Origin of the sequence: Immundisolibacter sp., from assembly GCF_014359565.1 — a bacterium.
In the GTDB taxonomy this organism is placed as follows: Bacteria; Pseudomonadota; Gammaproteobacteria; order Immundisolibacterales; family Immundisolibacteraceae; genus Immundisolibacter.
This window is the reverse complement of sequence record NZ_JACIZD010000003.1, coordinates 146,550-158,960: the sequence shown is the minus strand read 5'-3', so window position 1 is coordinate 158,960 and position 12,411 is coordinate 146,550. Positions and strand designations below refer to the sequence as shown.

Below are 12,411 nucleotides of genomic sequence, written 5' to 3'. Positions count from 1 at the left end.
AGCGGGATGGATTCAAGCTGGCAGGCCGCCGACCGGGGCGGCGCCCCGGGCAGCAGAACGCCGGTTCACGGCTGGCCCGGTCGGGCCCCGCCAGCACTCGATACCAAATACTCGATAGCAGTGTCCGTGCCAGCGCCTTGCGAAGTGCTGCGCCAGCAACCGGTCAGGCGCCAAGGGTAACAAGCCCGGTCACAACCGGCCGGGCAGCGGCACAGCGCCCGGCAGCACTCGACCGGCCGGCGTGTACAGAAAACCCGCCAGCCACGCCAGTTTGAGCCCTACCGCTCACCGCCGCAGGCGGTTGCCGCAAAGGCGGTACGGACCCGTCGACTGCCGGGCGCTGCGACGGACGCGCCCCGCGCCTGCTGGCCAGCGGACCTCAGCGGGCGCTCACCGCCACCGCGCCGATGCCGCGAAAGCGCGTCTGCGCCTGGTCGCCGGGCTGGAGCGGGAACTGGCGCGTGAACGAGCCGCTCATCACGTACTGACCGGGCTCCAGAGCGCGCCCGTACTCGGCCAGCTTGTTGGCCAGCCAGGCCAGCGAGGCGTAGGGATCGCCCATCACCGCATCGCCGCTGGCCTGCGCCACCTGCTTGCCGTTGATGTCCACCTCGCAGCGCACGGCGGCCAGGTTGGTGCCGGCATCCAGCGGCACCTCGGGGCCGATCACGAAGGCACGCTGCTGCACGTTGTCGGCCACCGCCACCGCCAGCTGGGCGGAAAAATCGCCGCGGTTCTCCACCAGCTCCATGGCCGGATGACAGCCCCGCACCGCCGCCCGCGCAGCGGCCACGTCCACGCCCGGCCCGCCGAGCGGCCGGCCCAGGCGCAGACACAGCTCGTTCTCGAAGCCGGCGCCCAGCCAATCCGACAGGTCCAATACCACGCCGCTGTCGAGACGGCCTTCCTCCAGCAGATAGCCGAACACCGGCTCGTGCACGCGAAACTGCTCGCGGATGGCAGCGGCCGTGAGGCCCACCTTCCAGCCCACGTGCCGCGCGCCGGCGGCGACGGCCTTGTCCAGCAGGCCCAGCTGCACGCGGCAGGCCTGATCCAGCGTGAGCCTGTCGAACCACTGCGGCGGGTAGTACACGCCGCGCTGCCGGCAGACCCAGAAATCCTCGACGATCTCTTGAATGTCCATCGACTTACCTCACAGCACCGACCGCAACTGGCCGCCGTCGACCGGAATGCTCAGCCCGGTCAGGAAGGCCGCCCGCTCGGAAGCCAGAAACGCCACCACGTCGGCCATTTCCTGCGGCAGGCCGAGGCGCTTCATCGGCACCCGCTGGGCGCGCAGTGCGATTTCGCCGGCCGGATCGCGCCCGAAATGCCTGGCCTGCATCTGCGACACCTGCCCCAGGCGCTCGGTATGAATCGACCCCGGCAACACGTTGTTCACGGTAATGCCGTCGGCGGCCACCTGCTCGGCCAGATAGCGCGCGTAGGCCACCACGCCCAGGCGCGAGGTGGACGACAGCACCAGGTTGTCCTCGATCTGGCGCACCGACAGCGCCAGCACGTTGATGACCCGCCCGTAGCCGTGCGCGCGCATGGCCGGCACCGCGTGCCGGCACAGGCGCACCACGTTCATGAAATTCTGTTCGTAGGCCAGCAGGAATTTGTCGTCGTCCAGGTCCAGCGGCTGACCCGGCGGCGGGCCGCCGGTGTTGGTGACCAACACGTCCAGGCGGTCCCAGCGCTGCTGCGCGGCTTCGACCGCCGCCGCTGCGCTGCCCGCAACGGTCAGATCCAGTGCCACCGTCGCCAGGCTGGCGCCGGGCACCTGCGCGGCGATCGCCCGCTCGGCTTCGGCCAGCCGATCGGCATTGCGCGCCACCAGCAACACCCGCGCACCCTCCGCGGCCAGCCCGGCCGCAATCGCCCGGCCCATGCCCTGACTGGCGCCGCACACCACCGCCACGCGGTCGTTCAGTCCCAAATCCACTCCACACCTCCTCGATAAGGGGCGTCAGAAACGCCGCGCTGTGCAACTTGCCACGGAAACATTACAGAGCTGATCGCCCGGCGCCGCCGGGCTCCACAGCCGCCGATTTTGGCAGCGCATCCCCGCGCTGCGGGAAACGCGGAATACTTTCGCATCTCCCCATGCCGCCACTGATCCCGGAAGTACGCCGTGCAGCAGCCAAAAACCGACCTTATTGCCACCGTCGCACGGGCCTCCCGCGGCGCCCTGCTCGCCACCTACCGCGCCCGCCAGTTCGAGCTGCCGCTGCGCTTCTGGCGCCAGCAGGTCCACTTCACCACGCCGGCCAGCGGCCGGCCGGAAAAAGCCCTGTCGGCCCTGGCCAGCGTGCCGCGCCTGCTGGCGCGCTTCGAGCTTACGGTCGATGCGGTCGCGGCGCACCTGGGGGTCGATCCGGCGCCGCTGCACGCCGTGCTGGCCAGCGACGGGAGCGTACCGGCGCTACTGCTGGATGCGGAAGACGCCGTTGCCGCCACCGCCGAAGCGGCCCGGCAGGCGCGCGCCGGCGCCATCGAGTGCTTCCGGAAGGCCGATTTCGGCCGCACGCTGCGCCTGTTTCGCCCGGCCGGAATCGGCCTCGACGGCTGCGTCGACGATCTGGTCGAGGTCCTGACCGCGGTCGCCGGCCAGGCCGCGCCGGACGATTATCCGATCGAGGCCGTGGTGTGGCCGAAGGCCGAAAGCGGCCAGGAGATCGCCTGGCTGTGCGAGGTGCTGGGCGTGCTCGAGCGCCACATCGGCCTGCCGGACGGCCACATCCGGGTGCAGTTCCTGGTCGAGTCGGCGCGCGCCGTGGAGCGCCTGACGGAGCTGACCGATGCCGCCGGGACGCGCCTGACCGGCATCATCTGGGGCATTGCCGACTACAGCGCCGACGTCGGCCTGCCGGAAATCCGCAACGACCATCCGGTCTGCGACTGGGCGCGCTGCGCGCTGATCAACGCCGCCGGGGCCTGCGGCGTGCCGGCCATCGACAGCATGACGCTGAACTACCCGACGCCGCTGCACCGCGGCGAGACGCTGAGCGCAAACCAGCGCGAGCAGAACCGCGCCAAGGTGCTGGCGGCGCTGGCGCAGGTCTACGCCGATGCCCGCCACGGCATGGAACTGGGCATGAGCGGCAAGTGGGTCGGCCACCCGCTGCAGGCCTGGCTGGTGCTGGCCGCGTATCGGGAAGCCCTGCCGGCGGCGCGGCTGGCCCAGGATCTGGCCGAGGTCGAGGCCTACCAGCGCGCGGTGATGGCCGGCAGCGGCGCCACCATCGTCGGCGAAGGCATGCAGGCCTACATGGCCGACCGCGCCAGCGACCGGCATGTGCGAAGCCGCCTGCGCCGGGCCGCCGCCTGGGGCCTGCTGCCGGCCGCCGAGGCGGCGCGCCTGGGCCTGATCAGCGAAGCCGAGCGGGCCGAGCTCGAGGCGCCGGCCGCGCCGCCCTGAGCCGCCGGCCGCTCAGGGCATGCCAGTTCCGCGCCAAACGGGGATCTGAGAAAAAAGTCTCGGACTCTCAGTCGCAGTTCCGCGCGATGGCGGCGTTGTCGATGATGGCCGGCCGCGCGCCGTCCATGCGCACCAAGCGCAACATGCAGCCGCCGATGGCGCGCGTGGTGGTGAATACGCCCGGCAGCAGACGAGCCGCCGCCGCCAGCGCGGGGTCGCCCAACGCATACAGCCAGCGCCGCAGCCGATGCGGCGAGGACTCGCCGAGCACCGGCCGCACCACCCCCGGCCGCAGGCTGGTGTGGGACAGGCCCGAACGTACAAGCACGGATTCGGCTTCACCCTTCACGCGCATCGGCATCACGCGGCTGCCGGCATCGGCGCCCATGCCGGATACATAGGCAACGAAGCCGCCGGGATTCGCGGCAGCGTAAGCCTCGACGACGCGCGCCAGCGTGGCCACCGTGGCCTCGCGGTACGCCGCTTCGGTCATGCCTACCGGCAATGGCCCGGCGCAGTACAGACAGGCGTCATGCCCACGCAGGTCCAGGGCGACCAGTGCCTCGGATGTGAACGCCGGCACCTGCAGCACCCGCAATTTCTGGTGCCGGGCATCGAACGGTCGCCGCACCAGTGCGGTCACGCCTACGATGTCCGGCGCCTGCAGGAACAGGTTCAGCACGCCTTGCCCAACCAGGCCGGTGGCTCCGATCAGCAGCACCTGTTTACCCATCGCCGGTCTCCTCAGAGACTGAGAGTTTTTCGGATTTCGACCCTGGCAACTCGCCTGCCGACAACGGCTGCGACTTCATCGGTGGGCGGCGCGCGCGGTTTGTCAGATCTGCCGCACGACATAGCCCCAGACCAGCCGGGCGCGGTGATCGGCGGCCAGCAGCGATTCCAGGTCCGCGGCGCGCATCTCGATCTGCAGGCGGTTGGGCTCGCGCAGCCGCGGCATGCTGTGGCTGCGCCGGGCCACCGCCTTGGCCTGTGCCCGCCGTATCTGCTCCGAGCTGGGCAAGGGTAATTCCTCGAACAGGCTCGCCTCGGCAAGCCGACCATCGCGTTCGCTGGGCATCGTCATGGCCACAGGGCACGCCAGTTCCGATCCAAGCGGGGGAGCTGAGAAAAACTCTACGACTCTCAGCGGATCGCCAGCGTCAGCACGCCGGCGGCGACCATGACGATGCCGGCCCATTCCCGCAACGACGGGCGCTCGCCAAGGAAGGCGAAGGCGAACACCGCCACCAGCACCAGGCTGAACTTGTCGACCGGGGCCACCTTGGACGCATCGCCCATCTGCAAGGCACGGAAGTAACACACCCACGAAGCACCGGTCGCCACTGCGGACAGGGTCAGAAACAGCCACGTCCGGCCGGCCAGCCCGAGCGGGTTGACCCATTTGCCGGTCGCCAGCACGAATACCGCGAGCACACCCAGGATGATGACGGTGCGGATCAACGTGGCCAGGTCCGGGTCCACGCCTTGCAGCCCGACCTTGGCGAAGATTGCCGTCAGGGCGGCAAATACCGCCGAGGCCAGCGCCCACGCAAACCAGCCGGAACCTGCTGCAAGCGCCACGCGCACCTCCCGTCAGACCAGATTGGACGCGAACACGTTGACCGCCACCGCCAGCACCACCAGGTTGAAGGCAAACGACAACAGACTGTGCATGAGCGTCATGCGGCGCATGTGGCGCCCATGCACGACCACGTCGGACACCTGCGAAGTCATGCCAATCACCGCCGAGTAATAGAGGAAATCAAGGCAGTCGGGCGCCTTGCGGCCGGGAAATTCCAGGCCGCGGGCCGACTCCTGCGAACCGGCCGGCGGGCGATAGTAGGCACGCGCGTAGTGCAGCGCGAAGTTGGCTTGGATCAGCAGCCAGGCGCCCGCGAGGGACACCATGGCCAGCGCGAGATGAGCCCACCGGGCCAGGCCGTGCAGATGTTGGCCGGTCTGCACCGCCAATACCACCGCCACCAGGCTGGCGCACGCCGCAGTAGTGACCAGCGTGAACAGCATGGCGGCGCCAGGGTCGTTCCACTGCGCGCGGCGACGGGTGGCCTGTGCATCCAGGCGCAACGCAAGAAACCACAGCAGGGACAGGTCGAGCGTGCAGTAAACCACCCAGGCAGCCAGCCACGGCGTCTCGGCGGCGTCGGCCGGGCGTGCTTGCGCCACCAGCAGGCCGATCGCCAGCGCCGGCAGCAGTGTCAGGACCTGTCGACCGGCGGCGCTGATGCGTGCCGACCAATGCAGATCGCGAAGCGGATGTGCCCACAGCATCGCGTTAGTCTGCCATGCGCCCGGCAAGGCCCAAGGCAAGTGACGCGCGCGGCGAGCCCGCTCAGCGCAAATAGTTGAACAGCGACAGATTGGCCAGGCGGCTGAAGGCCTCCTGCGCCGCCTGCAGGCCGGTCATGTTCTGCGCCAGGCGCGTGGCGGCCTCGGCGTAGTCCAGATCGCGCACGCCCGACAGTGCCTGCTGGATCTGCAGCGCCGATCCGGCGTGGGCATCGGCGACCACCTCCGCGGCCTTCAGGCGCGAACCGAGGTTGGCACGCACCGACGACAGATGCGTCAGCTGCTGGTCGAGCGTTTCCAGGCTCCGGCTGAGGCGGTTCGCCTGCGCCGCCCGCTGGGCCGGCGTGGCGTCCGGCAGATACAGCGCGTCGGTCAGTTCGGACAGCGCGGAGAACACGTCCTGTCGACTGGCCGGCGTCACGCTCAGGCTGTCGCCGTCGGCCGGGGTGCCGGACAGGTTCAGGGTGACGCCATTGAAATCGAGCGTGTCGCCGTTGGCGTAAACGCCGCTGGCCACCGGCCCGGACAGCACGCCGGTGACTGTGTAGCTGACCACTCCGTCGGCGGCGACCGCGAAGCTGACCGTGTAGTCGTCAGGCACGAAGCTGCCGACCACGGCCGTGCCGCCGATCATCAGCGTGCCGCTGTTGGTCGCCGCCGCGGCACTGACAAACGCGCCGTTGCCGGCGCGGGCGCCGGCAAATACCGAACTGCCCGGATCGGCAACCGCGATGTTGTTGCCCGGACTCAGTTCCAGCGTGCGTTGACCGGCGTCGCCAACATAGCTGACCACCCCGGCCGTCTCCTGGAACGGCGGCACGTTGACGCTGTAGCCGGCAAACAGGTATTCCCCATCCGCCCCGCGGCTGTTGGCCAGCGACAGCAGCTGCGCACGCAGGGCCTGGACCTCGGTGGCGATGGCACGGCGCGACTCCTGTGACTGGGCAGCCGACTGGGCCTGCAAGGTCAGCTCGCGAACCCGGTTCAGGACGTCGTTGACGCTGGTGAGCGCACCTTCCTCCGCCGCCATGGCCGCACTGGCGCGATTCACCATCGCACTGTAGGAATCTGTCGCCGCCAGTGCGCCGTCGAGACGGCTGACACTGGCCGCACCGGCCGGATCGTCAACCGGATTCTCCAGCCGCAGGCCATTGCCCAGCTGGCGCTGGACTTCCGCCAGGGCCGACTGGCGATCGCGCATCCCGATCAGGCTGCGGGCGTAAAAATCGGCTGTCGATACGCGCATGGTCAGTTGGCTACCGCGTTGAGCAGGGAAGCGAACAGGCTGTCGCTGATGGCGATGATCTGCGCCGCCGCCTGGTAGGCCTGCTGCAGCTGCACCAGGTTGGCGGCTTCCTCGTCGAGATTGACGCCGGACACCGCCTCGCGGGCGCTCGAGGCCTGATCGACCAGCGCCTGGCGCGCGTCGGCGCCGATGCGCGCCTGCTGGCCGGCGCTGCCGACCCGCGCCAGCAGGCCGGCGTAGCTGTTCAGGGCACTGGCGCGGCCGCCTTCCAGGATCTGTTTCGATTCCTGGCCGGCCAGGGCCTCGGCGTTGCGACCATCGCCGCTGCCGCCGGCATTGGCCTGGACGGTGAACACGTCGCCGGCCGCCGGCTTGCCGTCCAGGCGCACGCTCCAGCCGTTGAAGGCGATCGTGGCACCGGCAGCCGGGTCGTAGACCACGCCCGCCGCCGGCAGACCCGCGCCGACACCGGCCACGTCGAAGGTGGTCGGCGATGTGAAGGTGATGGTCACCGGGCCGAGCAGGTCGCCCGGCGGCGTCGGCAGGGCCAGCGCCACCGGCGCGCCGATCAGGCCGGTGCCGGTGTTGCCGTTGCCTGCCGCGCTGCGCACCGGCCCGGCCAGGGCCAGGCGCGCCGGGTCGGTGATGGCCAGACGAAACTGGTTGGCGGCACTACCGGTGGGGTTGATCTGGAAACTGTCGCCGACCGCCATTGTCCCGGCGGTCAGGCTCAGCGTGAAGCCGTCCACGCTTGCCGGCGCGCCGGGGAAACTGGTCAGATTGAACACCGTGCCGTCGTTCAGCCGGGTCAGGGTGTAGCCACCCGCATCGCGCGCCAGCCGGTAGCGGCTGTCGGTCAGCCCGGCCAGGTCGCTGATGGTGGCATCGACCACGCCGTCGCCGGTGTTGGCGCCGCTGCCCAAAACCTGGGCTGCGCCCGACAGGTCCGCCCACAGGTCGCCGCCCAGCTCGCCGTAGGCGTCCAGACCGAGCCGGTGCTGGGCGTTGCCGGCGATTGCCACACCACTCACGACGCGCCCGATGGAGGCGCGCGCCGGGTCCAGCACCTGGCGGCGAAAATCGAGCAGGCCACCCAGTTCACCGCCGGTCAGCTGCTCGCTGATGGCGCCGGTGCCGCTGCTGCCGGTGTGGTAGACCTCCGGCCGGCTGGCGTCGTACGGGTCGCCGCCGGTGGTCAGCGTGAAGGCCTGCGTGCCGGTGACGACCGATTGGCCGGTGCCGATCAGCACGTTGACCGTGCCGTCCGCCTGCGGCACCACCTGCACGGCGATCTTGGTGGCCAGCTCGCCGACCATGCGGTCGCGACTGTCCAGCAGGTCATTGGGCGGCGCCGTACCGGCCCCTGCGATGCGTCGGTTGATATCCGCAATCTGCGTCGCCAACGCGCTGATCTGACTGACCGTGGCGGCAATTCGCCCGCTGACCTCCTGATCCAGGGCGGCCAGCGAGCTGTCCAGCGTGTGCACGCGGGTGCTGAGCGTCTGCATGCTCGACAGCGCCACCTGGCGGGCCGAAGCATCCTGCGGCGTGGCCGCCACTGCCCGCAGCGCCGCGTAGTAATCCGACAGCGCCCCCTGCAGGCTGGACGAGGCATCCGCCAGCGGCGCACCGACGCGCTGCGTCATGTCGGCATAGGTCTGCAGGGACCGCTGCGCCGAGGTCTGCCCCCACATCTCGGCGGTGACGAAACGGTCGTAGGAACGCCGTACCGTGGCCACCTGCACGCCGTTGCCGTAGTAACTGTCGGACAGGAACTGCGCCGTGGCCGGCGTTATCTCGGCTCGCTGGCGGCTGTAGCCGTCGGTGGCGACGTTGCTGATGTTGTGGGCAGTGACGTCCAGCGAGCGCTGGAAGGCCAGCAGCCCGGATACGCCGATGTTGATGGCGCTCATGCCAGGCCTCCGGTGTCGGCTGGCCGATCCAGATCGGCCAGCAGTGGGCTGCCCAGCACGCCCAGGATCTTGCGGGCGTAGGCCGGGTCGGTCGCATAGCCTGCGTCCTGCAGGCCGCGTGCAAAGCCGGCCGCATCGCCGGCGGACAGCGCCTGCCGGTAACGCGGGTTTTCGGTCAGAAAGCGCGCGTAGTCGTCGAAGGCCTCGGCGTAGGAACCGTAGGCGCGAAAATCGGCCGTCTCGCGCCGCAGCGCGCCGTCGCGAAATTCCAGCGTCGGCACCCGCGCCACCGGTCCGCCCCAGCCGTGGGCCTTGATGCCGAACAGATTGTGGCTGGGCTGGCCGTCGGCGCCGCGCGGCAGGCGCTCGCCCCAGCCGGTCTCGAGCGCCGCCTGCGCCAGGATCACCCGCCCGTCGATGCCCAGCGCCTGCCCGACCCGCTGCGCGTGCGGCCACAGCTCGGTCACGAAGGCGCTTTGCGAGTCGAAGTCGCTGGTGTCGGCGCCGGTGGCCGACGTCGGCGACCGGCTCAGCGGCGGCAAGCCGGTCAGGCCGCGCGGCAAGCCGCCCAGGCTGGCCGCGGGCATGGCCGCGGCGCCCGGCTTGCCGCCGACGACGCCGGCAATGGCGTCGGCAAAGCCCAGTCCGCCGTGCGCGCTCAGGTCCATCGCCAGCTGGCGGTGCAGCAGGTCGCGATACATCTCGGCCTGCGGGCCGTCCAGCAGACCCGGCCCGAAGCCGCTGCTGCGCAGGGTCTTGAGCAGCTCGCCCAGGAACAGCGCCTCGGCCTGGCGCGCCACCTCCGGCGCGGCGTTGCCGGCGTCGGCGCGGGCGGCGGCCTTCAGGCCCGCCAGCGCGTTCGGATCGGTGTAGACGGCACCGGGCAGCATGGCTCAGATCACCACCAGCTCGGCGCGCAGGGCGCCGGCCTCGCGCAGCGCCTCCAGGATCGCCACCAGGTCCGACGGCCCGGCGCCGACGCGGTTGACCGCCTCGACCACCTGCGCCAGCGTGACCGCGGGACCGAACAGGAACATCGGCTTCTTTTCTTCTGTGACCTCGATTTCGCTGCGCGGGGTAACCACCGTCTCGCCATTCGAGAACGGCGCCGGCTGGCTGACATCGGCGCGCTCGGCGATGGTGACGGTCAGGCTGCCGTGGGACACCGCGGCCGGTGAGACGCGCACGTCGCCGCCCATCACCACCGTGCCGGTGCGGGTATTGATGACCACCCGCGCCGGGGCGGCGGCCGGATCGACGCTCAGGTTCTCGATGATCGACACGAAAGCCACCCGCTGCTGCGGATCCTGCGGCGCCTGCACTTCGATGGCGGCAGCATCGCGGCTGACCGCGGTGCCGGCCCCCAGAGTGCGATTGATGGCCGCCGCCACGCGCGTCGCGGTAGTGAAATCGGCGCGGTTCAGTTGCAGCGTCAGCGGCCCGCCGGCGGCAAACGGACTGACCACCTCGCGCTCGACGGTGGCGCCGCCCGGGATCAGGCCGGCGCTGGGCACGTTGACGCTGATCTTGGAACCATCGGCGCCCGACACGCCCAGGCCGCCCACCGCCACGCTGCCCTGCGCCATCGCGTAGACCTGCCCGTCGGCGCCCTTCAGCGGCGTCAGCAACAGGCTGCCGCCGCGCAGGCTCTTGGCATTGCCCAGCGACGAGACGGTAATGTCGATGGTCTGGCCGGTGCGCGCGAAGGCCGGCAGGCTGGCGTGCACCACCACCGCGGCGACGTTTTTAAGCTGCGGGTTGACGTTGGGCGGCACCACCACGCCGAACTGCGCCAGCATGTTGCGGATGCTCTGGATGGTGAACGGCGTCTGGCTGGTCTGGTCGCCGGTGCCGTCCAGGCCCACCACCAGGCCGTAGCCGATCAGCTGGTTGCTGCGCACGCCGGCAATGCCGGCCAGGTCCTTGATGCGCTCGGCGCCGGCCGGCAGGGCCAGGGCGAACAGCAGGACAGCGGCGATCAGACGGTGCATGGCGGTCATCCTCAGAACGGGAACAGGGCGCTGGAGAAGAAGCGCGCCAGCCAGCCCATGACGTTGGCGTCGTTGATGGCGCCCTTGCCGGTGTAGGCGATGCGGGCGTCGGCCACCTGCGTGGACAGCACGGTGTTGTTCGGACGGATGTCGGCCGGGCGCACGATGCCGGAAATCTGCACGTACTCCTCGCCCTGGTTCAGCTTGAGCCACTTCTCGCCGCGGATCACCAGGTTGCCGTTGGCCAGCACCTGCGCCACCGTGACGGTGACGCTGCCGGACAGGCGGTTGCTCTGGCTGGCGTTGCCGCTGCCGGAGAACGAGCGCTCGGCCTCCAGCGAGGTGCCCAGACCATTGCCGCTGTGACTGGCCAGCGGCAGGAAGCCGGGCGTGTTGAACTCGACCGGCGAGCCGAGCAGGGTCGGGTTGCTGATGTCGGTGCTGTTTTTCTTGTCGGTGCCGGTCTTGGCCGCCTTGCTGGCGCTGGTTTCTTCCTCCAGCACCACGGTCAGCACGTCGCCCACGCGGCGCGGCTTGACGTCCTCGAACAGGTACAGCGTCGCGCCGGGCTGGTAGGCGGCCTGGTAGATGGAGCCGCTGGGCACGGCCGGAACGACCGGGCCTGGCTCCGGGTAGCTGGCGGCGTAGTGCGGGTCGGGCTTGTGCTCGAAGCCGGCGCAGCCGGCCAGCAGTGCCGTCGCCATCAGGACAAGCGCGATGCGGGTCATGGTCGTCAGGCCGCTACAGGTTGTTGGTGACGAACTGCAGCATCTGATCGGCGCTCTGGATGGCCTTCGAGTTCATCTCGTAGGCGCGCTGCGTCTCGATCATGTTGACCAGCTCCTCGGCGATGTTGACGTTGGAGCTCTCCACCGAGCCCTGCATCAGCGTGCCCAGTCCGTTCAGGCCCGGCGTGCCGGTCTGCGGTGCGCCGCTGGCGCCGGATTCGAGCAGCAGGTTCTGGCCGATGGCCTGCAGGCCGGCCGGATTGATGAAATTGGTCAGCTGCAGGCTGCCGACCTGCGTCGCGGTGGTCGAACCGGGCAGCAGCGCCGACACCGTGCCGTCGGAGCCGATGGTGATGCTCTGCGCGCCCTCCGGCACGGTAATGGCCGGCTGCACCTGGTAGCCGCTGGAGGTGACCAGCTGGCCGTCCTGGTTGACCTGAAAGCTGCCGTCGCGCGTATAGGCCAGGCTGCCGTCGGGCATCAGAATCTGAAAGAAGCCCTTGCCCTGCACGGCCAAGTCCAGCGGGTTGCCGGTGTTGGTCAGGTTGCCCTGGCTGTGCAGCTTTTCGGTCGCCACTACGCGCACGCCGGTGCCGATCGAGAAGCCGCTCGGCAGTTGCGTGTCCTGCGTGGAGCTGGCGCCGACCTGGCTGATGTTCTGGTACAGCAGGTCCTCGAACACCGCCCGCTCGCGCTTGAAGCCGGTTGTGCTCACGTTGGCGATGTTGTTGGACACCACCTCCATGCGCGTCTGCTGCGCATCGAGGCCGGTCTTGGCGATCCACAGGGCCTGGTTCATGGC

The 12,411-nt window shown here is 70.0% G+C and carries 13 protein-coding genes; 1 reads left to right on the top strand and 12 read right to left on the bottom strand.

All coding sequences use genetic code 11. The annotated features are described in order from the left end of the window. Window positions 1-379: 379 nt before the first annotated feature. Both H5U26_RS06755 and H5U26_RS06750 read right to left on the bottom strand, forming a co-directional pair. Window positions 380-1,144 carry a fumarylacetoacetate hydrolase family protein gene (locus tag H5U26_RS06755; protein ID WP_290617949.1) on the bottom strand — a complete coding sequence of 255 codons (765 nt, stop codon included), beginning with the start codon at window positions 1,142-1,144 and terminating at the stop codon, window positions 380-382. 9 nt (window positions 1,145-1,153) lie between these two features. Then, window positions 1,154-1,948, bottom strand: coding sequence for an SDR family oxidoreductase (locus H5U26_RS06750; protein ID WP_290617947.1), 795 nt, complete (start codon window positions 1,946-1,948; stop codon window positions 1,154-1,156). A 189-nt stretch (window positions 1,949-2,137) separates the two neighbouring features. Here H5U26_RS06750 and H5U26_RS06745 point away from each other — a divergent pair, with 189 nt between their 5' ends. Then, window positions 2,138-3,424, top strand: a complete 1,287-nt coding sequence (locus tag H5U26_RS06745) for an aldolase/citrate lyase family protein (protein WP_290617945.1) — start codon at window positions 2,138-2,140, stop codon at window positions 3,422-3,424. Between the two features lie 67 nt (window positions 3,425-3,491). Here the strand turns inward: H5U26_RS06745 and H5U26_RS06740 are convergent, their stop codons facing one another. The 10 genes from H5U26_RS06740 to flgG form a co-directional block, all read right to left on the bottom strand. Further along, the gene (locus H5U26_RS06740) at window positions 3,492-4,157 is read right to left on the bottom strand and encodes an NAD(P)H-binding protein (RefSeq protein WP_290617943.1); all 666 of its coding nucleotides are present in this window, start codon (window positions 4,155-4,157) and stop codon (window positions 3,492-3,494) included. Between the two features lie 102 nt (window positions 4,158-4,259). Beyond that, window positions 4,260-4,508 carry a hypothetical protein gene (locus H5U26_RS06735; RefSeq protein ID WP_290618275.1) on the bottom strand — a complete coding sequence of 83 codons (249 nt, stop codon included), beginning with the start codon at window positions 4,506-4,508 and terminating at the stop codon, window positions 4,260-4,262. A 59-nt stretch (window positions 4,509-4,567) separates the two neighbouring features. After that, window positions 4,568-5,005, bottom strand: coding sequence for an EamA family transporter (locus H5U26_RS06730; RefSeq protein ID WP_290617941.1), 438 nt, complete (start codon window positions 5,003-5,005; stop codon window positions 4,568-4,570). Between the two features lie 12 nt (window positions 5,006-5,017). Continuing rightward, window positions 5,018-5,713, bottom strand: a complete 696-nt coding sequence (locus H5U26_RS06725; RefSeq protein WP_290617939.1) for a DUF1345 domain-containing protein — start codon at window positions 5,711-5,713, stop codon at window positions 5,018-5,020. 61 nt (window positions 5,714-5,774) lie between these two features. Next, on the bottom strand, window positions 5,775-6,977 hold the full coding sequence (flgL, locus tag H5U26_RS06720) for a flagellar hook-associated protein FlgL (protein WP_290617937.1): 1,203 nt from the start codon (window positions 6,975-6,977) through the stop codon (window positions 5,775-5,777). Between the two features lie 2 nt (window positions 6,978-6,979). Continuing rightward, the gene (flgK, locus tag H5U26_RS06715) at window positions 6,980-8,890 is read right to left on the bottom strand and encodes a flagellar hook-associated protein FlgK (protein ID WP_290617935.1); all 1,911 of its coding nucleotides are present in this window, start codon (window positions 8,888-8,890) and stop codon (window positions 6,980-6,982) included. After that, entirely contained in the window at window positions 8,887-9,780 is an 894-nt protein-coding gene (gene flgJ, locus H5U26_RS06710; RefSeq protein ID WP_290617933.1) for a flagellar assembly peptidoglycan hydrolase FlgJ, read from the bottom strand. Before flgJ ends, flgK begins: the two co-directional genes overlap by 4 nt. 3 nt (window positions 9,781-9,783) lie before the next feature. Then, window positions 9,784-10,890: a flagellar basal body P-ring protein FlgI gene (locus H5U26_RS06705; protein WP_366055903.1), complete on the bottom strand. Its 1,107-nt coding sequence runs from the start codon at window positions 10,888-10,890 to the stop codon at window positions 9,784-9,786. Between the two features lie 2 nt (window positions 10,891-10,892). Further along, entirely contained in the window at window positions 10,893-11,609 is a 717-nt protein-coding gene (flgH, locus tag H5U26_RS06700; RefSeq protein WP_290617929.1) for a flagellar basal body L-ring protein FlgH, read from the bottom strand. A 13-nt stretch (window positions 11,610-11,622) separates the two neighbouring features. Further along, a complete protein-coding gene (flgG, locus tag H5U26_RS06695) occupies window positions 11,623-12,408 on the bottom strand; it encodes a flagellar basal-body rod protein FlgG (RefSeq protein WP_290617927.1) in 786 nt (261 codons plus the stop codon). Window positions 12,409-12,411: the final 3 nt, after the last annotated feature.